This window comes from Aggregatibacter sp. Marseille-P9115, from assembly GCF_920939465.1.
GTDB lineage: Bacteria > Pseudomonadota > Gammaproteobacteria > Enterobacterales > Pasteurellaceae > Aggregatibacter > Aggregatibacter segnis_B.
This window is the reverse complement of record NZ_OV100759.1, coordinates 428,330-451,664: the sequence shown is the minus strand read 5'-3', so window position 1 is coordinate 451,664 and position 23,335 is coordinate 428,330. Positions and strand designations below refer to the sequence as shown.

General features: G+C 42.8%; 18 protein-coding genes. 10 read left to right on the top strand and 8 right to left on the bottom strand.

Annotated elements, in window-relative coordinates:
• Nucleotide 1: 1 nt before the first annotated feature.
• The 4 genes from LQ983_RS02065 to potA form a co-directional block, all read right to left on the bottom strand.
• Nucleotides 2–1,099 (bottom strand): extracellular solute-binding protein, encoded by a 1,098-nt coding sequence (locus LQ983_RS02065; protein ID WP_230621464.1) that lies wholly within the window; start codon nt 1,097–1,099, stop codon nt 2–4.
• A 130-nt stretch (nt 1,100–1,229) separates the two neighbouring features.
• Nucleotides 1,230–2,003: a spermidine/putrescine ABC transporter permease PotC gene (gene potC, locus LQ983_RS02060; protein ID WP_111305549.1), complete on the bottom strand. Its 774-nt coding sequence runs from the start codon at nt 2,001–2,003 to the stop codon at nt 1,230–1,232.
• Nucleotides 2,003–2,863: a spermidine/putrescine ABC transporter permease PotB gene (potB, locus tag LQ983_RS02055; protein WP_109127731.1), complete on the bottom strand. Its 861-nt coding sequence runs from the start codon at nt 2,861–2,863 to the stop codon at nt 2,003–2,005. The genes potC and potB overlap by 1 nt, the downstream gene beginning before the upstream one ends.
• Nucleotides 2,847–3,965, bottom strand: coding sequence for a spermidine/putrescine ABC transporter ATP-binding protein PotA (potA, locus tag LQ983_RS02050; protein ID WP_230621463.1), 1,119 nt, complete (start codon nt 3,963–3,965; stop codon nt 2,847–2,849). Before potA ends, potB begins: the two co-directional genes overlap by 17 nt.
• 266 nt (nt 3,966–4,231) lie before the next feature.
• On the opposite strand from potA, the gene pepT reads away from it, so the two are divergent.
• Nucleotides 4,232–5,473 (top strand): peptidase T, encoded by a 1,242-nt coding sequence (pepT, locus tag LQ983_RS02045; protein WP_230621462.1) that lies wholly within the window; start codon nt 4,232–4,234, stop codon nt 5,471–5,473.
• 108 nt (nt 5,474–5,581) lie between these two features.
• Here pepT and LQ983_RS02040 read toward each other — a convergent pair whose 3' ends face one another.
• The 3 genes from LQ983_RS02040 to LQ983_RS02030 all read right to left on the bottom strand — a co-directional run bounded on the left by LQ983_RS02040 (nt 5,582) and on the right by LQ983_RS02030 (nt 9,973).
• Nucleotides 5,582–5,926, bottom strand: a complete 345-nt coding sequence (locus tag LQ983_RS02040) for a YgiW/YdeI family stress tolerance OB fold protein (protein WP_109432879.1) — start codon at nt 5,924–5,926, stop codon at nt 5,582–5,584.
• A gap of 158 nt (nt 5,927–6,084) precedes the next feature.
• Nucleotides 6,085–8,727: a PqiB family protein gene (locus LQ983_RS02035; protein WP_230621461.1), complete on the bottom strand. Its 2,643-nt coding sequence runs from the start codon at nt 8,725–8,727 to the stop codon at nt 6,085–6,087.
• Complete coding sequence (locus LQ983_RS02030) at nt 8,693–9,973, bottom strand: paraquat-inducible protein A (RefSeq protein WP_230621460.1); 1,281 nt, start codon at nt 9,971–9,973, stop codon at nt 8,693–8,695. The genes LQ983_RS02035 and LQ983_RS02030 overlap by 35 nt, the downstream gene beginning before the upstream one ends.
• Before the next feature lie 222 nt (nt 9,974–10,195).
• On the opposite strand from LQ983_RS02030, the gene proQ reads away from it, so the two are divergent.
• From proQ to sucD, 9 genes are all read left to right on the top strand, one after another.
• The gene (gene proQ, locus LQ983_RS02025; protein ID WP_230621459.1) at nt 10,196–10,804 is read left to right on the top strand and encodes an RNA chaperone ProQ; all 609 of its coding nucleotides are present in this window, start codon (nt 10,196–10,198) and stop codon (nt 10,802–10,804) included.
• Nucleotides 10,805–10,876: 72 nt separating this feature from the next.
• Nucleotides 10,877–12,934 (top strand): carboxy terminal-processing peptidase, encoded by a 2,058-nt coding sequence (prc, locus tag LQ983_RS02020; RefSeq protein ID WP_230621458.1) that lies wholly within the window; start codon nt 10,877–10,879, stop codon nt 12,932–12,934.
• 74 nt (nt 12,935–13,008) lie between these two features.
• Complete coding sequence (locus LQ983_RS02015; protein ID WP_230621457.1) at nt 13,009–14,472, top strand: L,D-transpeptidase family protein; 1,464 nt, start codon at nt 13,009–13,011, stop codon at nt 14,470–14,472.
• A gap of 67 nt (nt 14,473–14,539) precedes the next feature.
• Complete coding sequence (locus LQ983_RS02010) at nt 14,540–15,100, top strand: YcbK family protein (RefSeq protein ID WP_230621456.1); 561 nt, start codon at nt 14,540–14,542, stop codon at nt 15,098–15,100.
• A 69-nt stretch (nt 15,101–15,169) separates the two neighbouring features.
• Nucleotides 15,170–15,811, top strand: a complete 642-nt coding sequence (locus tag LQ983_RS02005) for an MBL fold metallo-hydrolase (protein ID WP_230621455.1) — start codon at nt 15,170–15,172, stop codon at nt 15,809–15,811.
• 222 nt (nt 15,812–16,033) lie between these two features.
• A complete protein-coding gene (gene sucA, locus LQ983_RS02000; protein ID WP_230621454.1) occupies nt 16,034–18,838 on the top strand; it encodes a 2-oxoglutarate dehydrogenase E1 component in 2,805 nt (934 codons plus the stop codon).
• 116 nt (nt 18,839–18,954) lie between these two features.
• Nucleotides 18,955–20,160 (top strand): 2-oxoglutarate dehydrogenase complex dihydrolipoyllysine-residue succinyltransferase, encoded by a 1,206-nt coding sequence (odhB, locus tag LQ983_RS01995; RefSeq protein WP_230621453.1) that lies wholly within the window; start codon nt 18,955–18,957, stop codon nt 20,158–20,160.
• A gap of 86 nt (nt 20,161–20,246) precedes the next feature.
• A complete protein-coding gene (gene sucC / locus LQ983_RS01990; protein WP_230621452.1) occupies nt 20,247–21,416 on the top strand; it encodes an ADP-forming succinate--CoA ligase subunit beta in 1,170 nt (389 codons plus the stop codon).
• An 11-nt stretch (nt 21,417–21,427) separates the two neighbouring features.
• On the top strand, nt 21,428–22,300 hold the full coding sequence (gene sucD / locus LQ983_RS01985; protein WP_230621451.1) for a succinate--CoA ligase subunit alpha: 873 nt from the start codon (nt 21,428–21,430) through the stop codon (nt 22,298–22,300).
• A gap of 80 nt (nt 22,301–22,380) precedes the next feature.
• Here sucD and prmB read toward each other — a convergent pair whose 3' ends face one another.
• Nucleotides 22,381–23,331 carry a 50S ribosomal protein L3 N(5)-glutamine methyltransferase gene (gene prmB / locus LQ983_RS01980; RefSeq protein WP_230621450.1) on the bottom strand — a complete coding sequence of 317 codons (951 nt, stop codon included), beginning with the start codon at nt 23,329–23,331 and terminating at the stop codon, nt 22,381–22,383.
• Nucleotides 23,332–23,335 lie beyond the last annotated feature (4 nt).

Below are 23,335 nucleotides of genomic sequence, written 5' to 3'. Positions count from 1 at the left end.
ATTATTTCGCTGCTTTCAGCTCTTGATAATATTGTTCGTAGTATTGAATCGCATCACCCACATCATCTTGCCAGTGGCTATTTTTCAATATTTCAGCCGTTGGATAGATTGACGGATCTTCAGTGATTTCTTTCGGTAAGGCTTTTTTCGCTTCAAGATTAGCGGTTGGGTAGCCAATAGCCAGTGTCAATTTTTCCGCCGCTTTTGCACCTAACATATAGTTGATAAGTTTATGTGCGCCTTCTGGGTTTTTAGACGTTGATGTAATGGCAAGGTTATCCACCCAAAGGACCGGGCCTTCCTTCGGGAACACCATGTCTAAAGGTGCTTGTTCTTTTTTCGCGATACGTACGGAACCGTTCCATAATTGACCGACTTCCACTTCACCTGAAATGAAGGAGTTTGCCGGGTTGTCGGAATTGAAAGAAAGTACGTTTGGACGTAATTTCAGCAATTCTTCATAAGCCTGTTTGATAATCGCCGGATCTTGTGTGTTCGGATCCTGACCGATTTTTAATAACGCGATGTTGAACACTTCGCGGGCATCGTCTAGTAATTGCACTTTGTTGGCAAATTCAGGTTTCCATAAATCGCCCCAGGAGGTGAAATCGCTGCCTTTGTAAGTGTTGGTGTTAAAGGCAATGCCCGGTGCGCCTAATAATTGTGGAAGGGAATATTTATTGCCTTTGTCATAAGGTTTGTCGAGCCAGTCAGGATCTAATTCTTTAATAACAGGTAATTTGCTGTGATCCAGTTCTTTTAACATGCCTTCACGCGCCATTTTGGAGACGAAGTAGTTAGAAGGGGCAATCACGTCATAGCCACCAGAGGTGCCTTGGGTTTTTAATTTTGCATACATTGTCTCGTTTGATTCAAGACTTGACACAATCACTTTAATACCGGTTTCTTTGGTGAAATCGTCTAAAAGACCATCGGGTACATATTCAGTCCATGTATAAAGATACACGGTATCATTTGCAGGCGCTTCAGCTTTAGGGGCTTCCGGCGCGGTTTGCGCTTGTTTGTTGTCTTTCTCGTTACAACCTGTCAGGGCAACAGCGATCATACTTGCGGTGAATAAACCGGCAAATTTTTTCATTTTTGTTTGTTCTCCGTAAAAGAGGTGAAAAAAAACCACCTGCATAAAATGCAGGTATAAAAAAACGCCTTGATTGTGCGTCAAGGCGTATTGTATGTGATATTAAATTATTTGTGAAACATTATTGCGACTAGATGTCTTTGTGTTTTCTGCCAATAAATTGGCTGGCTACCACGAGTAATAATGACAGCACAATCATGATGGTTGCAAGGGCGTTTACTTCTGGTGTTACACCGGTTTTCACCAAGGAGAAAATACGCAACGGCAGGATTTCATAGCTTACACCGCTCACGAAAGAGGACACCACAACATCATCGAGCGAGATGGTAAAGCTTAACAACCAACCGGATACCACAGCAGGTAACGCAAGCGGCAGGATGATTTTGCGTAAAATCGTCACTTCACTGGCACCCAAATCTTTCGCAGCTTCTAACATTCTTGCATCGAAACCGTTTAAGCGAGAGAAAATGGTGACGGTGACATACGGCAAACAGAAGGTGACGTGGGCGAGCAATAGCGACCAGAAACCTAAAGAAATACCAACTACCATGAATAAGGCGAGCAAAGATACCGCCATCACGATATCCGGCGACATCATCACAATAAACAACATGCCACTCACCGCTTGTTTGCCACGGAAACGGTAGCGATAAAGGGCGATAGCCGTTAAACCACCGATGATTGTCGCTAAGGTTGCGGAAAAGAAGGCAATCGTCACAGAGTGTACCGCTGCTTGGATAAGCGTGTCGTTATTGAAAAGACGCTCGTACCAGTTCCAGCTAAAGCCTTTCCAACTTAAACCATAACGGTCTTCGTTGAAGGAGTTGGTCACTAAAATAATAATCGGGATATACAAATAAGCGTATACCACAAACATAAAGATATTACGTAGTAAACGGCCCATTATTCTAACTCCACTTTCTTATTCAATAGTTTATTTGCACGGTAGTACACGAAAATCAACAATGCCATGAGAATTGTTAATCCGATACTGATGGCAGAACCGAACGGCCAGTTGCGGGAAATTAAGAATTCACTCTTAATGACGTTACCCACAAGCAGCACTTTCGCACCGCCAAGTAAGTCGGCGACATAGAACATGCCCATTGCCGGTAATAATACCAATAAGCAACCGGCAATAATGCCCGGCATGGTTAACGGTAGAATCACGCGGAAGAAACGTTGGAATGCATTGGCACCTAAGTCTTTTGCTGCTTCTAATAAACGTCCGTCTAATTTTTCAATCGCGGAGTAGAGTGGCAAAATCATAAACGGTAGAAGCAAATAGACTAAACCGATGATCACCGCCACTTCTGTGTTTAGAATGCGAATCGGTTCACTCAAAATGCCCATGTCCATCAACATTGTGTTCAACACACCTTTCACACCGAGGAACACTTTCATACCGTAAATACGAATCAGCGAGTTTGTCCAGAAGGGTAACACCACAAGGAACAATAAGAGCGGTCGATATTTCGGATGAATTTTGCTGACCATAAAGGCGAACGGATAGCCAATGAGCAAGCAAATAATGGTGGCAATGCCCGACATATACAATGAGTTCCACACCACCTGCGCATAAAGCGGATTAAACAGGTTGATGTAGTTATCAACGTTAAATGGCAAGGCATAAAAGTTGCTACCATCTCGGGTTAAAAAACTTACGACTAATACCAATAAGTTTGGGATCAGCACGAAGAAGATTAGCCAGCTGAAGATAATCGCAACAGTAATTTTCTGGAATTTATTATTGATTATCTTCATCGTTGAGTACAACCTCCCAACCTTCGTGCCATGTAATGCCTACGCGTTGACCAACGCTGTGATCCATATGCGGGTCATCTTCGTTAAAGAATTCGCTGACTAACACGCGTTTGCCGTTATGTTCGAATTCCACAGTAGATTCCAATGTCATGCCTTTATAAGTGCGGTCGATAATATGACCGATAATGGCTTTGGATTGTTCGTGTTCATCTAATTCTTCAATTACGATATCTTCCGGGCGAAGCAAGACTTGAAGTTGCTGATTTTTTTCGACTGGAATATCGGTATAAATATCGCAAATGCGACCTTCCACATTAGCAAGGACCACGTTGTCTGATTTGCGTTCAATGACAGTCGCATCAAAAACGTTAATTTCGCCGATGAAACGCGCCACAAACAAGTTTGCCGGATCTTCATAAATCTCACGTGGAGAGCCGTCTTGTGCAATTTTACCTTTACGCAATAAGACAATACGATCAGACATCGTAATCGCTTCTTCTTGGTCGTGCGTAACGAAAATAAAGGTAATGCCTAATTGGCGTTGTAATTGCTTTAACTCGTATTGCATTTTTTTACGTAATTTGTAGTCCAACGCAGAAAGAGACTCGTCAAGCAATAAGACTTTAGGTTTATTAACGACTGCACGAGCAATCGCGATACGCTGTTGTTGTCCGCCTGAAAGCTGGGTTGGTTTACGTTCCGCCATTTCTTCCAACTGCACCATACGCAATGCCTCTAACACACGAGGTTTGATCTCGCTTTCCGGCACTTTTTGCATACGCAAACCGAAAGCTACGTTTTCAAAAATCGTCATGTGCGGGAACAAAGCATAGCTTTGGAATACGGTGTTGATGTGACGTTTTTCTGCCGGCACATTGGTAATGTCTTCACCGTCCAAAATAATGTTGCCTGAATCTAATTCCTCCAATCCGGCCAATAAACGCAACACGGTAGTTTTACCACAACCGGATGGGCCAAGAATGGTGACAAATTCACCATTATTAATGGTTAAATTAAAATCGTTAATAATGGTATTGGAACCGTAGGATTTTTTGATTGAACGAAGCTCAATAATTGGCTTGTTTTGAACCGAGTTTTCCACTTTCTTTGGTTTTCTCCCTAATGTACCGAAATTTTTCGGTAAAAATTAGAAACAAATGCCCACAAAAATGTAGGCGGCGACTGTAAAATAAGCGCTAATGATATAGTGAACGGGAGATAATGAAAAGGAATTAATCAGGTTTTTTCATAAAAACTAAAATAGTTGTGATATATCAAGGATTTTGGCCCTATTTATCGCTAGACTTAGCGCAGTTTTTTATTGTTTTTTCGGAAAGTTAAATTAGATAAAAATAAGGGAGAAAAAGAATGCAAGATTTATTATCTCGAGAACCGGTATTGGAGCGTTTTTTTAATTATGTGAGTTATGATACGCAAGCCAAACCCGGTGCTAAAATTTCTCCTAGTTCGGCAGGTCAATTAGCCTTAGCCAAACTGTTACAGCAAGAATTGGTGGCACTCGGGTTGCAAGAAATCGAGCTCAATAAACACGCTGTATTAACCGCATTTTTACCTTCCAATGTCGATCCTCACGCGCCGACAATTGGTTTAATTGCCCATCTCGACACCTCGCCAGATTGCAGCGGCAAACATGTACAACCTGAAGTGATTGATAACTATCGTGGTGGCGATATTGCTTTGGGGATCGGCGAAGAGTTTATCAGCCCGGTATATTATCCTTTCTTGCACCAACTGATCGGAAAAACGTTAATCGTCACAGACGGCAAAACGTTGTTGGGCGCGGATAACAAAGCCGGAATAGCGGAAATTATGACCGCACTTTATCGCTTGAAAACCGAGAATTTACCTCACTGCAATATTCGGGTGGCGTTTACCCCGGATGAAGAAATTGGTTTGGGAATGCAATTTTTCCCGTTTGAGCGTTTTTCTTGTGATTGGGCGTATACGATAGATGGTGGCGCAGTCGGTGAATTGGAATATGAAAATTTCAATGCGGCCTCCGCAAAAATCACTTTCCATGGGTGCAACATTCATCCCGGTTATGCAAAGCACAAAATGATTAATGCGCTTGCTTTGGCCTGCGAATTTCAAAATGCGTTCCCTGCGGCGGAAGTGCCGGAACAAACGGACGCGCGAGAAGGTTTTTTCCATTTGCATCACTTTGACGGCACGATTGAAAAAGTGGAATTACAGTATTTAATCCGTGATTTTGACAGCGCTCATTTTGAAAAACGTAAACAATTTATCCGTGATTTAGTGGAAAAATTTAACCGGCAAAAACGTTTGTTAAAACCGGTTGAATTGGCTTTAACCGAAAACTATAAAAATATGTATGAGCTGGTTAAACAGGTTCCGCAAGCCATTGCGCTAGCCGATTTAGCCATGAAACAATGCAATATTACCCCTAATCATAAATTGATTCGTGGTGGTACAGACGGCGCGTGGTTGGCGGAAAAGGGTTTGGCTTGTCCGAATATTTTTACCGGCGGTTATAACTTCCATAGTAAGCATGAGTTAATTACGCTTGAGGGAATGAAAGATGCGGTGAACGTGATCGTGAAGTTACTTGAATTAGCAACGAAGAAATAAATTCATTTCAAAAACAGACCGCACTTTGTTTTTTTATCAAAGTGCGGTCTGTTTTTTGTGTTTTTAGAACATAAAAAAACACCGCATTTACTGCGGTGTTTGAGTAAATTATTGAATTTTTTGAATTTGATGTACTTCAATGCTTGTTGGTTCACCAAAATCTTTATCAACGGAACCTTGAATGCGAACGCGATCGTTTGGCGTGACATTGACACCTTTCCACGCGTGATCATCAACATCTACTTTGATTTCACCGGTACTATCACGGAAAATAAATTCATCGTCATCGATTTGACGAACAAAGTTGCCTTCTAAAGTGACTGGTGCGTGATCAGCCATTTTTTGTGCCGCTTGTACGGTGGTTAGATTGTTACTTGCGTTAGTGTCTTGAAAACCGGCAAATGCGGTGGAAGACATGGCTAATAATGCTGCTAAGGTTACGATTTTTTTCATAAAGATTCCTAAATAATATCAGATGGAATAGTCACGCCACATCGCTGTTTGTGTCGGATGTGGCGCATTATAAGTGATGTTTCTTAAGAAATTCTTAAAATATTAAATATTTTTATTCAACATTTAAAATAAAAAACACTTGGAAAAATGACCGCACTTTAATGGCCTGGTGGCAACGCACCCTGATTCCATTTCTGGCTATCTTGCGGACGTTTTATTTGCAATAAGAAACGTTGATTCGCCTTCGCCGGTTCCTGAACGACTGTGCCGGATGGCGTAGAGAAAGAAATTCCGCCTTTGAGCAATTGCTGTACGCTGCCGGTGTTAAATTGTGCCCCAGACAAGCTCAGGTTGAAATCGTAGCCTGAAGCAATCCAGAATTCAGAGTTTTTGCGGACTAAATGTTGGTATTTTGACGCAATGACAATATAAATTAATACGCGATCGCCGAGGGAGTTTAGCTCTAAATTTTTAATTGTACCTACTTCTACACCACGATACATGATCGGCGAACCGGTAGTAATGTTTAACGCATCAGTCGTTTCCAAGACAAGTGGCAAGCCGTTGGTATATTTGATGTTATTGTTGATGGATTGGGTCAAGGCAAATTGGTTTTTCGTTTTGCCGGAACCAATCTCCACATCAATATACGGTTGCAATAGGCTGTCGATATTTTCAATGCCACCCGCGGAAATTTGCGGTGAAATCACTTTGAAACGGGAGCCTTCTTTGGCAATTAATGCCATATAGTTCGGATGAATCAACGCTTTGCTGATGATTTTATTATTTTTTTGATCTAATTGAACGCTGTCAATTTCGCCGATCGTTAAGCCCAAATAACGTAGTGCCATGCCTTTACTTAAACTCGTCGCATCTTCTGCCGTGAGGATAATTTGTTGTCCGGCAGATTTTGCCCGAAGTTCATTCGGATAAAGGGTGCGATTATGTTTGCTACCACTGTTATCAAAACTGATTGCGCCTTTTAGTGAACGGCTAATCGGCGTTGCTTGAATGCTGATACCTTTCGGCGTAATGTCAATTTGCGCCGCACTTTCCACCCAGAACAGGCTTTTATCGGTTAATAAGTGTTGGTATTTCGGATAAATAAATACATCAACCGCAAAGTTTTGCTGTTGTGGCCGGATATCTAAAATTTTGCCCACTTCATATTGGCGATAAAGTACCAATGAGCCTTTGTTAATACTTGGCAAATTGGACGTCGTCAGGGTGATTGTCGGGTTTGGGCGATTATCGGCAATGCCGGCTTCTGCACTGGCTAAATCGCGATAAAGTACATAATTTTCTTTTGCTTTACTTTGCTCTTTGCCTGCAATGACTCGAATGCCGCCTTGTAACCATCGTTCTGGCGTGGCAGCTTCAAAGCGTAAGCCATCAACGCCAATACTCACATCAAAATTGGATGCTGCAACAAATAACGTATCACTGTGGATCAAATGGCGATAATCGGCGGCAACGGCAACTTTAAATTGTACCCCATCGGAAGCAACATGTTGCGCGACCACTTCACCAATTTGAATATTGTTATAGATCAGCGGTTGTCCTTCGCTAATGCCGTAAGTTTCCGGTGCCGTTAAATTGAGCACTAAGGTATTCGGTTGTTTGAGCAATAACTCGCTTTCTTTAATTACGTTAAAGGTAGTTTGAGTATCGCCATTGCCCGGCAGAATCTCAAAATATTGACCGCGTAAAAGTTTCTGAATATCGGTTAAATCGCCTAAGCCACTTTTTTTCGCACGCAATACAATGTGAGTATTCGTTTTAAATAAATTGGTTAGGTTGGGATCAATGAGCAAGGTGCCACTTAACATTTCATCGTTATTTTCCACCGCACTTAATTTGGATAGCACCCCAATCTCGGTATTTTGGTAATACACTTGCGTTTTGCCTGCCTCTAAGCCGGCGACACTCGGAATATTCACGCTGATATTAATGCCACGTTTTGCCGCTTGTAAGTTGGAATAAAGCGTATAGGTTTCGTTCATTCCCGCAATCGGGCTGTCGTGTGGTGAGTCAAAAGCAGCGGCACCTTGCACAACAGCATTCAGACTATCTACGTTCACATTTAAACCTGATACACCGATATTGGCATTGATGCCGCTGATGTTCCAAAAGTGGCTGTCTTTTTTCACAAATTTTGCATAAGGTTTATCGATGACAATATCAATTTCTACTTTTTTGCCGTCTTCGGTGAAATGGTAGTCATAGACTTTCCCCACGGGCATTTTTTTGTAATAAATGGAGGCGCCAATGGAGATAGAACCAAGATCATCTGCAATTAAATGGATTAATAAATCGCCGGGGTTTAATTGCGCAATAGGGCCTTCTGTTTCTGCAATAAATTCGTGTTTAGCATCGCCATCGCCCGGTTGTAACGTGATGTAGTTACCTGACACCAAGGCATCTAGCCCTGAAATCCCGGCTAAAGAGGCACTTGGTTTGACCAACCAAAATTTAGTGTTTTCACGCAGTACACTTTTGGCCTCCGGATAAATATTGGCTACCACATCAACTTTTTGCAGGTCGTCGGTGAAGTTAACTTTCTTCACAACACCGATTTGTAGCCCCTGATAGCGAATTTGGGTTTTATCTGCGACCAAACCTTCACCGTTTGCGAAAGTAATACGAACGCTGACACCTTGTTCTTGAATTATTTGAAAGAACAAAATAGCACCGATACAAAGCGCAATGAAAGGAAGAAGCCAAAAAGGTGAAATACGTCTATTTTGAGTGACGTTGGCATCGACTTCAGTGTGTGTTGTGTGTTTTGTGTTGTCTGTCATAAATTTCCCAAATTAAGCGGCTATCAAATTGTTCCGCCGCAATCATTGTTAAGAAAACTGCAGCTCCAAAATACAGCGCAGCAGTGCCTACAGAAAAATCAATAATTTGTCCTCTGGTGACTAAGGACATCATGAGTGCTAAAACGAATAAATCCAACATCGACCAGCGACCGACAAAATGGACCACATGCAATAAACGCATTTGCCAGCGGATGGAATGTTTCAGCTTAAAATGTACACAAATCAGTAAATATAAAATAATCAATACCTTACTGATGGGCACGAAAATACTGGCGGTGAAAACGACAAAGGCAATGAAATAGCTTCCCATGTCAATAAAACTTAGCACGCCGGACATTAGCGTATCGGCACTTGGTGCGCCATTGACATAGATTACCGAGATGGGCAGCAGGTTCGCCGGAAAGAGCATGATAATACCGGCTAACAATAACGCCCAAGTCCGTTGTAATTTTATGGCAGAAGGAATATCAATTTGCGAATAACAACGCGGACAAATGTCTTTGCCTTTGCTATCCGTCAAGGGATTGAGGAAACTGTATTGGCAAGAATGACAGTAGCGCAAATCCTCTGCTTTGGTGATGTCGTTGACCGCCTTACTTTGTGGATAAAAATCATTCCACACTTCTGCCGGATTAATTTTGATAAATAATAATGTGGTTAAAAGTGCGGTAAAAATAAAGGCAATTAAGTAAATATCCAATTCTAACGTGGCGTATTCTTTTACTTTAAACATCGTGACGCCCAGCGCCACTAAATACACATCAAACATAACCCAAGGTTTTATGTAACCAAGGGAAATTAAAAGATTGCGTGGTTTGGCTTTAACCATTTGCGCTAAGCGTAACAAAATGACTAAAATCGCAAAGGCAATGGGCATAAAAACAGCACAAATAAAAATTAAAAACGCCGTATAAGAAAAGCCTTGTGTTGCCATTTTCCATACCCCTTGCCATACCGAGGCATTAATTTTTTCACCGAGCAGGTGAATGCTCAACAGCGGGTAGGTGAGCGCAAAGGGCATGAGTATCAAAATTGAAAGGGCAATAATGGAACAGCGTTTGAGATTCCAACGGTTGGTTGAGTACAACACATTGTGACAGCGCGGACAGACAGCACGTTGGCCTTTTTGTAAGGGCAGAATTTTGATCACGGCATTACAATCGCCGCAGCGGGCAATGCGGGAGTAATTTGCCTTGGTCAAATCGGTTTGTAACTTGCCTGTCATGAATCGTTATTCCTCATTAAAGAAACGCATATTTTATACTGGTTCTTTTCTTTTGGCACGGATTTGCTGAATATGGCATAAAAAAGTGCGGTCGTTTTTACCGGCGTTTATGATTTCTCCACGCTAAATCTGATTATTCATTGTCATTTTTAGCCAAAGTGGCTAAAATGTGGCAAGTTTTTTCTATTCAAAATCTACATAGGATGTCTACAGGATTTCGTCATGACAGAAGTACAAAAATTAACTAATAATAAAGAAATAATTGCTTATTTGGCGGAAAAATTTCCGCTCTGTTTTTCTCTTGAGGGAGAAGCAAAACCGTTAAAAATCGGTTTGTTCCAAGATTTAAGTGAAGCATTAAAAGATGATGAACGCGTAAGTAAAACACAATTACGTCATGCTTTGCGTCAATATACGTCTAACTGGCGCTATTTACATGGTTGTAAAGTGGGTGCCATGCGTGTGGATTTACAAGGCAATCCGGTTGGTGAATTAGAACAGGAACATGCGGATCATGCTGCTCAACAATTAGCTGAAGCTAAAGCATTGGTTGCACAAAAACGCGCAGCGGAAAAAGCAGCCAAGGCAGCAACTGAGAAAAAACGCCCTGCGCGTCGTACTCCAAAACAGGGTGAAAAAACGGTACGTAAACCTAAATTAGTACTGACCAGCGTAAACATGGCAGAGTTACAAGAAGGTCAGCAGGTGAAGGTCAAAGTGGGCGACAGAGCGCAAAATGCAAAAGTGTTGGAGTTCTCCAACGAGGCCGCCCGCGTAGAATTAGATAACGGTTTGGTCGTAAACGTTACAGCAGACCGTTTGTTTGCTTAAACCAACTTTTAATGAAGTTATCTGTGCAGATAACTTCATTTTGTTTTTGCCGTATATATTAGGAAAGTTTGAATGAAATTGAGTAAAACGAAAAATTATTTGACCGCACTTGTATTAGGATCGTTGTTTCTTAATGCAGGTGCTGTTGACGCGGTGCAACCTAAGTTAAAACCTTCAGATATTGTTGCACTGCAACCTTCTGAAGCGAATATGTTTGCCACGAAGCGGGCGACAACACGTTTGACGCAGTCTCATTATCGTAAATTTCAATTAGATGACGAATTCTCTGAGAAGATTTTTGACCGTTATCTCAAAGGGTTAGACTTTAACCGTAATACTTTTTTACAGTCGGATATTGATGATTTACGCGCAAAATATGGCAAAAAAATTGATGATGAATTGAATGCAGGCAACTTGGATATTGCGTTTAATATCTATGATTTAATGATGAAACGTCGTTATGAGCGTTATCGTTACGCATTGTCTTTGTTAGATAAAGAACCCGCTTTAAATGACGATACGCAAATTGAAATTGATCGTGAAAAAGCCGCATGGCCTAAAACGGAAGCGGAAGCCGATAAATTATGGGAAGCCCGTGTCAAAAATGACATCATCAATTTGAAATTAAAAGACAAAAAATGGCCTGAAATTAAAGAGAAATTAGTTAAACGCTATAACTTGGCCATTCGTCGATTGACTCAAACCAAAGCGGATGATGTGGTACAAACCTACTTAAACGCATTTGCCCGTGAAATCGACCCACATACCAGTTATTTAGCGCCTCGTACGGCAAAAAGCTTCAATGAAAGTATGAATCTTTCTTTGGAGGGTATTGGCGCTACTTTACAGTCTGAAGATGATGAAACCAGTATTAAATCGTTAGTGCCTGGCGCGCCGGCAGAACGCAGCAAAAAACTTAAAGCTGGCGATAAAATTATTGGTGTGGGCCAAGAAAAAGGCGAAATTGAAGATGTAGTCGGTTGGCGTTTAGAGGACATTGTTGACAAGATCAAAGGGAAAAAAGGGTCTAAAGTTCGTTTGGAAGTGGAATCGGCTAAAGGTGGCAAGTCCCGTATTGTTACCTTGGTACGTGACAAAATTCGTATTGAAGACCAAGCAGCAAAATTAACGATTGAGAAAATGGATGGCGTTGATGTTGCGGTGATTAAGATTCCTAGTTTTTACTTGGGATTAACAGAAGATGTCAAAAAATTGCTTAACGACATAAAAGCGAAAAAAGCGTCTGCATTAATCGTTGATCTTCGTGAAAATGGCGGTGGTGCTTTAACAGAAGCTGTTGGTTTGACCGGTTTATTTATTAGCGATGGCCCGGTTGTTCAGGTGCGCGATGCTTATCAACGTATTCGTGTTCATGAGGATCCGGATAATGCGCAGCAATATACCGGTCCATTATTGGTTATGATCAATCGTTTTAGTGCATCAGCCTCTGAAATTTTTGCAGCAGCAATCCAAGACTATAACCGCGGTGTTGTTATCGGGCAAAATTCTTATGGAAAAGGCACCGTCCAACAAAGCCGCTCTTTGAATTTTGTTTACGATTTGGATCAAACGCCTCTGGGTTTATTGCAATATACGATTCAAAAATTCTATCGTATCAATGGCGGTAGCACACAGTTGAAAGGTGTTGCGCCGGATATTCAATTCCCAGATGTCATTGATAGTAAAGAATACGGAGAAGAAAAAGAAGATAATGCATTGCCATGGGATAAAATTCCGTCAGTGAATTATTCTGAGGTGAGCGAAGCACGCGAACCGGTCTCCGAATTGGTGCAAAAACATAATGACCGCATGGCGAAAAATCCGGAATTTATTGCACTTAACGAAGATTTAAAAGTGCGTAATGAACGTCGTGAGCGTAAGTTCTTGTCGTTAAATTATCAAAAACGCAAAGCGGAAAATGATAAAGATGACGAGAAACGCTTGAAAGACATTAATGAGCGTTTCAAACGTGAAGGTAAAAAGCCATTGAAAGATATTGATGATTTGCCGAAAGATTATGAAGCGCCGGATTTCTTCTTGAAAGAGGCAGCTGCAATTGCGGCAGATATGGTTAAATTTGAGCAGAAAAAGGCTGAAATAAAACAGGCTGATAAGTCTGCAAATCAATAAATCTGTTGTTTTTGGATCGCACTTTTCTAAGTGCGGTCGTTTTTAAGAAAGTTTATAAAAATTAAGGTAAGTTGATGAATACTCGAACGTTTAAATTAGTTACTCTCGCGATGATAAGCGTGCTTTATGTGGGGAATGCCGCTGCAGAAGAATTACAGCAAAGTGATTTGACTCTCGCCACACAGCAGTTGGAGCTAGAAAATAAGGTCGAGGAAGCGCGTTTAGCAGCAGAGAAAAAGGCTGAAGAAGAACGTCTGGCGCTTGAGGCTGAAAAACGCTTTTCTGAACGTTTGGGAGAGGTTTCTCTTCAATTTAAACCTTTAATTGCCAAGATTTATGTCGAGAATCATTTTTCTCCAATTTGGACAGATAATCAGGCCAAGCAACAATTTTTGCATGATTATGCCTTAGTGATTGCCGGGGGAATTTCAAAACGCTCAGCAAATGCTTTAAATGCGATCCATGAAGCCGCCGGAAAAGGCGAGTTAATTGAAGATGTTCTGTTAACCGATGCATTTTTGGATTATTTGTTTTATGCCACCAATATAGCGAAATTTGCACAAAAATGGTTATATGCAGGCAATAGCTATAAAGCCGGTCAGTTAGGTGATGAGCAAGTATCTGCATGGTTAAGTGCGGTCAAAAATAATGATAATTTCACTTTTGTGAAAAATCTTTCCGGCGAAAATGCGCTCTTTAAGCAAACATCGGCGCGCGTTGCTCATGTGATTGAAGCGGGTGTTGATAAGCATAATATGGTTGAATTGCATCGTTTAGCGATTAATGCTCAACGTTTACGCATTTTACCGGTATTCCAAGATGGTATTTTCGTGAATATTCCAAGTTACGAACTCAATTATTATCGCGATGGACAAGTGGTTTTAAGTTCTCGTGTGATTGTTGGACAATCAAGCCGTAAAACGCCGGTGATGTCCAGCCGTTTGAGTAATGTGGTAGTGAACCCGCCTTGGAATGCGCCAACCCGTTTGATTAACGAAGACATTATTCCAAAAGTACGTAAAGATCCGAGTTATATTTATCGCCATGGTTATACGATTATTGATGGCAGTGGCAATACCATCGATCCTTATACTATCGATTGGGAAAATATGTCGGCGAAAAGATTCCCATATCGCTTGCGCCAAGCCCCAAGTGATAACAGTGCATTAGGGAATTATAAATTTAATATGCCGAGTTCTGAGGCTATTTATTTGCACGATACACCGAAACGTAATTTATTCGGCAATAAAAATCGTGCCTTAAGTTCCGGTTGTGTCCGTGTGGAAAAATCAGATCAGTTGGCCACTATTCTATTGAAAGAAGCGGGTTGGACGGATGAAAGAAAACAAAATGTGCTGAAAAGTAAAAAAACAACTTCAGCGGGTATTAAATCCGATAATCCGGTCTTTTTGTATTATGTCACTGCATGGGTGGATAAAGATCAAGTTCACACATTGCCGGATATTTACGGTTATGACAAAGCCCCTGATTTAAGTTATATTAATTGGGATATTTTAAAACACTATATTCAACGTTAATCTGTGGAATTTATCTTGGTAACCTTAATTAAGTAAACAGATTATTATCATATTTAGGAAATACATAATGAGTCATATTAACCATGGTCGACGTAAATGGTTATCGCTAGGGGGAATCGTATTAGGTGCTTCGCTTTTACCGAATACGGTTTTAGCGGCTGTATCAACGCCAAAACCACGCCTACTAAGTTTTCGTAACATTAATACCGGTGAGAAACTAAGCGCAGAATTTGCGCTTGGACGTGGTTTCAGTAATGCCACTTTGCGATTATTAGACCACCTTCTACGTGATAAACGTACCAATCAGGTTCATCGAATGGACCCAAATCTTTTTACCAAATTCTATCAGGTGCAACAAAATCTCGGTTTACGCAACACGGAAATTCAAATTATTTGTGGCTATCGTTCTGCTGCCAGCAATGCGGCAATGCATCGTCGTAGCCGAGGAGTAGCAAGTAATAGCTATCATATTCGTGGACAAGCCATTGATTTTCGCATTGATGGTGTTCCGTTAGCGAAAGTACGTGATGCGGTTGATGCGCTACAAAATGGTGGCGTTGGCTTTTATCCACGCAGTAATTTTGTGCACATGGATACCGGCCCGGTGCGTACTTGGCGCGGTAGTTAGTAAAAAACATCTGAAATTTAGACCGCACTTTTGTGCGGTTTTTTTACCGAAAAATATGGCGAGTATCGTATGAACATTGAAATTATCCCCGTAACGGCATTTCAACAAAATTGTTCTTTAATTTGGGACGATGAAAAAAAAGCGGCAATTATTGATCCGGGTGGCGAAGCGGAAAAACTGATTAAACGGATTGAAGAACTTGGGCTGAATTTACAAGTGATTTTATTAACTCACGGCCATTTAGACCATGTGGGGGCTGCCGAAAAATTAAAACAGCATTTTAATGTCCAAATTTGGGGTTCTAATTCGCAAGATGATTATTGGTTTAAAAACTTGCCACAACAGTCAGAAAAATTTGGCATGCTGTTTGAGGTGTCTGCTTTTGAACCGGATCGTTGGTTAGATCAGGAAGGTGAAAAGCTCAATATCGGTGATTTCACGTTTGAGGTTTTACACTTGCCGGGACATACGCCAGGGCATATCGGTTTTATTGAACATCAAAAACGTATTGCTTTTACCGGTGATGTGTTGTTCAAAAATGGCATTGGACGAACAGATTTCCCCGGAGGCAGTTATGAGGCAATTCTGGCATCTATTCGCAATAAATTATACCCTTTGGGAGATGATATGATTGTGGTACCCGGGCATGGGCCGTATACCACTATTGGTGAAGAAAAACGAACCAACCCTTATGTCAAAGCGAGCGAGTAAATTGCCTCTTTAATTTTTTTAGAAAGTGCGGTGAAAAATGAAAATATTTTCACTGCTCTTTTTTTACACAAAAGTTAATTTTTTGTAAAAATTCAAACCTAGATCACAGTATCAAATAAATGCTTTTGGCATAATGCGACCATTCAACGCGCAGAAAATTCTTCTGTATTTTATTTACCGTTACGTTGTTTGTTAGCGTATTTAAATCTTAAGGTGGTATGTATGCAGCATTCTTTACATGAATGGCTCTCCTCCAGTGCACTAGGTGGGGCAAATCAGTCTTATATTGAGGATCTTTATGAAAGTTATCTTGAAGACCCGAACAGTGTGAATGCCAGTTGGCAGGAAATTTTTAAAACGCTGCCAAAATCTACCGCACTTGAGCAACCCCATTCAACGGTGCGCGATTATTTCCGCCGTTTAGCGCGAGAAAATCATGGACAGAACGTGACCGTGATTGATCCGGAAGCGAGCGCCAAATTAGTCAAAGTTTTACAATTCATTAACGCATACCGTTCTCGTGGTTACATTGAAGCCACACTCGACCCCCTCAATTATTACCGTTGGAAAACCTCCTCGGTGCCTGAATTAGACTATCACCGACATGGATTAACCGACGCTGATTTAGACGAAAGTTTCAATATCGACTATGCCGTTTATGGCAAGGAAAGCATGAAGCTCCGTGATTTAGCCCGCGATTTGAAAGCCACCTATTGTGGCAATATCGGGCTGGAGTTTATGCATATTCATGATATGGAACAGCGTAATTGGTTGCAAAGCAAACAAGAAAAATGGATTCAACAACCACTTTTCAGTAAAGACGAAAAAATCAATTTACTGAAAGAATTAACGGCAGCGGATGGCTTAGAGCGTTACTTAGGCGCAAAATTCCCGGGCGCGAAACGTTTCTCGTTGGAAGGAAGCGATGCCTTTATTCCGATGATGAAAGAGATCATCCGTCATGCCAGCCGTAATGGGATGGACGATGTGGTATTGGGTATGGCTCACCGTGGCCGTCTAAATATGTTGGTTAACGTGTTTGGTAAACGCCCGAGCGACTTGTTTGATGAATTTGCCGGTAAACACGCTGAAGATAACCGCACCGGTGACGTGAAATATCACCAAGGTTTCTCCTCTGATTTTGCTGTGGACGATAAAAAAGTACACCTGACACTTGCCTTTAACCCGTCTCACTTGGAAATTGTGAGCCCGGTTGTGATTGGCTCTGTCCGCGCAAGACAAACCCGTAAACAAGACACCGAACATAACAAAGTGTTGGCGGTCACTGTGCATGGTGACTCCGCGGTTACCGGTCAAGGTATCGTGCAAGAAACCTTGAATATGTCCAATGCACGGGGTTATAAAGTCGGCGGCACGATTCGTATTGTGATCAATAACCAAATCGGTTTTACCACCTCCAACCCGACGGACACCCGTTCTACCGAATTTTGTACCGACATCGCCAAAATGATTCAGGCGCCGATTATTCACGTGAACGGCGATGATCCGGAGGCTGTTGCTTTTGCTGCACGTATGGCGGTGGAATATCGCGCGGTCTTTAAACGGGATATTTTCATTGATTTGATTTCTTATCGCCGCCATGGACATAACGAAGCCGACGAGCCGTTGGCGACTCAGCCGATGATGTATGGCATTATCAAAAAACACCCGACCCCACCGAAAGTGTATGCTAATCGTTTAATGCAAGAAGGCGCCATTACGGAAGAAGATGCCACTGAAATTGCCAATTTATACCGTGATGCCTTGGATAATGGTGAATGTGTCGTGCCGGAATGGCGTGCGATGGACATGGCAAAAGTGGACTGGTTGCAGTATCTAAACTATGACTGGACGGCGCCGTATGAAAGCAAATTCCCGGAAGAGCGGTTTAAAACCTTAGCAAAACGTGTCTCTCATTATCCGGATTATGTGCAACCGCATCCTCGCGTTGAAAAAATCTATGCCGATCGCCAAGAAATGGGGCGAGGCGAAAAATTATTAGACTGGGGGATGGCGGAAACCATGGCTTATGCCACCTTGTTGGATGAAGGCATTCATGTGCGTCTATCCGGTGAAGATGCCGGTCGTGGTACGTTCTTCCATCGTCATGCCGTTGTACATAACCAAAAAGACGGTACCGGCTATGTGCCATTAACCCAATTACACGCCAATCAAGGTCGCTTTGAAGTATGGGATTCCGTTTTAACCGAAGAAGGGGTGCTTGCCTTTGAATATGGTTATGCCACCACGGATCCGAAAACTTTAACCATTTGGGAAGCGCAGTTTGGTGATTTCGCCAACGGGGCGCAAATCGTGATTGACCAATTCATCAGCTCCGGCGAACAAAAATGGGGCAGAATGTGTGGCTTAGTGATGTTGCTACCACACGGTTACGAAGGACAAGGCCCGGAACACTCATCTGCCCGTTTGGAGCGTTATTTGCAGCTTTGTGCAGAACAAAATATGCAAGTTTGTGTGCCTTCAACGCCGGCGCAGGTGTATCACATGTTACGTCGCCAAGCGATTCGTAAAATGCGCCGTCCGTTAATTGGAATTTCACCTAAATCCTTGTTACGTCATCCGTTAGCGGTGTCCAGTATGGATGAATTGCTTAACGGCACATTCCAAACGGTTATTGGTGAAATTGACAATATCGATCCGAAAAATGTGAAACGTGTGGTGATGTGTGCCGGTAAAGTATATTACGATTTATTGGAGCAACGCCGTAAAAATGAACAGGATAACGTGGCTATCATTCGTATTGAGCAACTTTATCCGTTCCCGCATGACGATGTGAAAGCCGCTTTAGCGCCTTATTCACATGTAACGGATTTTGTATGGTGTCAAGAAGAACCACTGAACCAAGGGGCTTGGTATTGCAGTAAACATAACTTTGAGGCTGTGATTCCGGACAATGCCAAATTGTCTTATGCCGGCCGCCCGGCTTCTGCTTCACCGGCGGTAGGTTATTTGTCATTGCATGCCAAACAGCAAAAGCAATTGGTGGAAGACGCATTGACGCTTTAATCCGTTAAAGTGCGGTGTATTTTTCGCTTGTTTTAAAAACACCTTGAAAAACGACCGCACTTTATGCTTAACAACATTGATACTTAGCTAAATGAATACAAAAAAGGAATGAAATTATGACTATTGAAATTCTTGTCCCGGATTTGCCTGAGTCAGTTGCTGATGCAACAGTCGCCACTTGGCATAAAAAAGCAGGCGATGCAGTGAAACGCGATGAAGTGATTGTGGAAATTGAAACAGACAAAGTGGTGCTTGAAGTGCCGGCGCAAGCAGACGGCGTGATCAGTGAAATTGTACAGGATGAAGGTGCCACAGTCGTGAGCAAGCAGTTGTTGGGTAAATTGGAAGCTTCCGCAACAGCCGCTGCAGCAGCCATGGAAAAAACGGCAGAACCGACACCGGCGGATCGTCGCACCGAAGTGCCGGATGAGCCTCATACCACGGATGCGTTAAGCCCGGGAGTTCGTCGTTTATTGGCGGAACACGATATTCAAGCTTCTGAGGTGAAAGGCACCGGTGTTGGTGGGCGTATTACCCGCGAAGACGTTGAAGCGGTTATCACAAAACGTGTAGCTGCGCCTAAACCGGCAGAAACAACAGTCAGCACGATGGCATATTCCGCACGCAGTGAAAAACGCGTTCCGATGACCCGTTTACGTAAACGTATTGCAGAGCGTTTGTTGGAAGCGAAAAATAATACGGCGATGTTAACCACGTTCAATGAAGTGGATATGCAACCGATCATGAATTTGCGTAAACAATACGGTGAAAAATTTGAAAAACAACACGGCGTACGTTTAGGTTTTATGTCTTTCTACATCAAAGCCGTGGTGGAAGCCTTAAAACGTTACCCGGAAGTGAATGCCTCCATTGACGGTGACGATGTGGTTTATCACAATTATTTTGACGTGAGCATTGCGGTTTCCACGCCACGTGGTTTGGTCACCCCGGTGTTGCGTGATTGCGACAACCTTTCCATGGCAGACATTGAAAAATCGATTAAAGCCTTAGCTGAAAAAGGACGTGATGGTAAGTTAACCGTGGAAGATTTAACCGGCGGTAACTTTACGATTACCAATGGCGGTGTGTTTGGTTCTTTGATGTCCACCCCAATTATCAACCCACCACAAAGCGCGATTTTGGGTATGCACGCCATTAAAGAGCGTCCGGTTGCTGTGGATGGTCAAGTGGTGATTCGCCCAATGATGTATTTGGCATTAAGTTATGACCACCGTTTAATTGACGGTCGTGAGTCTGTTGGTTTCTTGGTCACTGTGAAAGAATTGTTGGAAGACCCAACAAGATTATTGCTAGAAATCTAAAGAAAGAAGAACCGCGTGTGCGTAAGACAGGCGGTTCTTTGTTTCAACAGACGACAAAAATTAGGGCATTTAACAGAGGATTTTCTATGAATCTACATGAATATCAAAGTAAGCAAGTTTTTGCCGAATACAAATTGCCGGTGGGCAAAGGCATTGCCTGTAAAACCGCAGATGAAGCGGCAGAGGCGATTAAACAGTTAGACGGTGACGCTTGGGTGGCGAAATGTCAAGTGCATGCCGGTGGACGTGGTAAAGCGGGTGGTGTGAAACTCGTGCGTAACGAAGCGGAAGTCAGAGAGTTTGCGAATAAATGGTTAGGGCAACGTTTGGTCACTTTCCAAACGGATGCCAATGGTCAGCCGGTAAACACGATTTATGTAGAAGAAGGCTCACAAATTGAACGTGAATTGTATCTAGGCGCGGTGCTCGATCGTGCTTCTCAACGTGTGGTGTTCATGGTGTCCACTGAGGGTGGTATGAATATTGAAGAAGTCGCGGCAAAAACACCGCACTTATTACACAAAATGGCGATTGATCCGCTTACCGGTGGTATGCCATATCAAGGGCGTGAGCTGGCGTTTAAATTGGGTTTAAAAGGCGACCAAGTGAAACAATTTGCCCATATTTTTACCCAAATGGCAAAAATGTTCGTCGAAAGAGATTTGTCCTTATTAGAAGTGAACCCGCTGGTAGTCACCAAAGAAGGCAATCTCCTTTGTTTAGATGCCAAAATCGTGGTAGATGGCAATGCGTTATATCGTCAGCCGGCTTTAGCCGCAATGCAAGATCCAAGCCAAGAAGACCCACGTGAAGCCTTAGCGGAAAGTTTTCAACTTAACTACGTGGCATTAGACGGCAATATCGGTTGCATGGTGAACGGCGCAGGGCTTGCCATGGGCACTATGGATATTGTGAAGTTACACGGCGGTCAACCGGCGAACTTCTTAGATGTGGGCGGCGGTGCAACCAAAGAACGTGTTGCGGAAGCCTTCAAAATCATCCTTTCTGATAAAAATGTCAAAGCGGTACTCGTCAATATTTTCGGTGGTATTGTACGCTGCGATCTGATTGCAGAAGGGATTGTAGCGGCAGTGAACGAAGTGGGTGTCAACGTGCCTGTGGTGGTGCGTTTAGAAGGTAATAATGCCCCGTTAGGCCGTGAAATTTTAGCGAAGAGCGGTTTGAATATTATTGCTGCCAAAACGTTGACTGATGCGGCGGTAGAATCGGTGAAAGCGGCAAAGGCTAACGCATAAGGAGCAATAGTATGTCAATTTTAATTAATAAAGATACAAAAGTGATTTGCCAAGGTTTCACCGGCGGTCAAGGTACATTCCACTCCGAACAGGCATTAGCTTATGGCACTAAACTGGTGGGAGGCGTTTCACCAAATAAAGGTGGCACGACCCATTTAGGATTGCCTGTGTTTGACACCGTACGTGATGCAGTTGAGGCAACCGGTGCCACAGCAACGGTGATTTATGTGCCGGCGCCGGGCTGTAAAGATGCGATTTTAGAGGCGATTGATGCTGGGATTAAATTGATTATTTGTATCACCGAAGGCATCCCAACCTTGGATATGCTGGTGGTGAAACAACGCTTGAACCAAGCCTGTGTGCGCATGATTGGGCCAAACTGTCCGGGCGTGATTACACCGGAAGAATGCAAAATCGGCATCATGCCGGGCAACATTCATAAAAAAGGGAAAATCGGCATTGTTTCTCGCTCAGGCACGTTGACATATGAAGCCGTGAAACAAACCACTGACGAAGGTTTTGGTCAATCCACCTGTGTGGGTATCGGCGGCGATCCAATCCCCGGTTCCAATTTTGTGGATATTTTGAAACTATTCCAAGAGGATCCACAAACGGAAGCGATTGTCATGATCGGCGAAATTGGCGGTTCCGCGGAGGAAGAAGCGGCAGCGTTCATTAAAGAGCATGTAACCAAACCGGTGGTGAGCTACATTGCCGGCGTGACGGCGCCGAAAGGCAAACGCATGGGGCATGCCGGTGCCATTATCAGTGGCGGAAAAGGGACTGCCGATGAAAAATTCGCAGCACTGGAAGCCGCCGGTGTGAAAACCGTGAGAAGCTTGGCAGAAATCGGTTCAGCGTTGAGAGAAATATTGAAGAAATAATTTGGCTGAGCTAAAAAAGTGCGGTTGGTTTTAAAAACGTTTTTAAAATCGACCGCACTTTTTCTTTTTATTATTTTCGCTTATTGAAACATATGTTGATGTTCAAGCAATTGGGCTTTGGTTAAGGCGAATACGCCCACACCGCCATTGGCAAGTTCAAGCCAGTTAAACGGCACTTGTGGGAATTGTTCAATTAAATGCACCATGCTGTTACCCACTTCGCAGACTAACACGCCATCATCCGCTAAGTAATTCGGTGCTAGGCGCAGAATTTCTTTGGTAATGGTTAAACCATCATTGCCGGAGCCGAGAGCCATTTCTGGTTCGTAGTGAAATTCCTCCGGCATATCGGAGAGATCTTCTAGATCCACATAAGGTGGGTTAGTGATAATGAGATCATACTGTTCTTCCAATAAACGGGAGAATAAATCCGACTGAATCGGGAAGACGCGGTGAGTTAAATTGTGGCGTTCAATGTTGATTTCGGCAACATTTAATGCGTCGAAAGAAAGATCAACCGCATCCACATCGGCTTCAGGGAACCGTTCCGCACAGGCGATCGCAATACACCCGCTGCCGGTACACATATCTAAAATGCGTTGCGGTTCACGTGTTAATAAGCCGGCGAACCCTTGTTCAATCAAGGCGCTGATGGGAGAGCGAGGAACGATTACGCGTTCATCCACATAAAATTCTAAGCCGCAGAACCAAGCGCGGTGAATTAAGTAAGCGACAGGAATGCGTTTTTCAATGCGGATGATAACCAAACGGATGATTTCAAGCTTTTCTGCCGTCGTGAGTCGAGTGTCATATAATTCACTTGGGAAATCAGCTGGGAGGTGCAAGGTAGTTAAGACCAGTTGTTGTGCTTCATCCCAAGCATTGTCGTAGCCGTGTCCGTAGTAAATGTCGGCACGATTGAAGGTGCTGTAGCACCAACGTAGGAAATCTTTGATTGTGTGCAGTTCTTCTTGCACGTTAGCGGAATAAATATCGTCAATAAGTTCCTGATTAAAGGTAATTTGGTTCATGATT

What these genes read in the sequence shown, in the direction of transcription:
- LQ983_RS02065 (WP_230621464.1), bottom strand. Translation starts at nt 1,099, where the DNA reads ATGAAAAAATTTGCCGGTTTATTCACCGCAAGTATGATCGCTGTTGCC.
- potC (WP_111305549.1), bottom strand. Translation starts at nt 2,003, where the DNA reads ATGGGCCGTTTACTACGTAATATCTTTATGTTTGTGGTATACGCTTAT.
- potB (WP_109127731.1), bottom strand. Translation starts at nt 2,863, where the DNA reads ATGAAGATAATCAATAATAAATTCCAGAAAATTACTGTTGCGATTATC.
- pepT (WP_230621462.1), top strand. Translation starts at nt 4,232, where the DNA reads ATGCAAGATTTATTATCTCGAGAACCGGTATTGGAGCGTTTTTTTAAT.
- LQ983_RS02040 (WP_109432879.1), bottom strand. Translation starts at nt 5,926, where the DNA reads ATGAAAAAAATCGTAACCTTAGCAGCATTATTAGCCATGTCTTCCACC.
- LQ983_RS02035 (WP_230621461.1), bottom strand. Translation starts at nt 8,727, where the DNA reads ATGACAGACAACACAAAACACACAACACACACTGAAGTCGATGCCAAC.
- LQ983_RS02030 (WP_230621460.1), bottom strand. Translation starts at nt 9,973, where the DNA reads ATGACAGGCAAGTTACAAACCGATTTGACCAAGGCAAATTACTCCCGC.
- proQ (WP_230621459.1), top strand. Translation starts at nt 10,196, where the DNA reads ATGACAGAAGTACAAAAATTAACTAATAATAAAGAAATAATTGCTTAT.
- prc (WP_230621458.1), top strand. Translation starts at nt 10,877, where the DNA reads ATGAAATTGAGTAAAACGAAAAATTATTTGACCGCACTTGTATTAGGA.
- LQ983_RS02015 (WP_230621457.1), top strand. Translation starts at nt 13,009, where the DNA reads ATGAATACTCGAACGTTTAAATTAGTTACTCTCGCGATGATAAGCGTG.
- LQ983_RS02010 (WP_230621456.1), top strand. Translation starts at nt 14,540, where the DNA reads ATGAGTCATATTAACCATGGTCGACGTAAATGGTTATCGCTAGGGGGA.
- LQ983_RS02005 (WP_230621455.1), top strand. Translation starts at nt 15,170, where the DNA reads ATGAACATTGAAATTATCCCCGTAACGGCATTTCAACAAAATTGTTCT.
- sucA (WP_230621454.1), top strand. Translation starts at nt 16,034, where the DNA reads ATGCAGCATTCTTTACATGAATGGCTCTCCTCCAGTGCACTAGGTGGG.
- odhB (WP_230621453.1), top strand. Translation starts at nt 18,955, where the DNA reads ATGACTATTGAAATTCTTGTCCCGGATTTGCCTGAGTCAGTTGCTGAT.
- sucC (WP_230621452.1), top strand. Translation starts at nt 20,247, where the DNA reads ATGAATCTACATGAATATCAAAGTAAGCAAGTTTTTGCCGAATACAAA.
- sucD (WP_230621451.1), top strand. Translation starts at nt 21,428, where the DNA reads ATGTCAATTTTAATTAATAAAGATACAAAAGTGATTTGCCAAGGTTTC.
- prmB (WP_230621450.1), bottom strand. Translation starts at nt 23,331, where the DNA reads ATGAACCAAATTACCTTTAATCAGGAACTTATTGACGATATTTATTCC.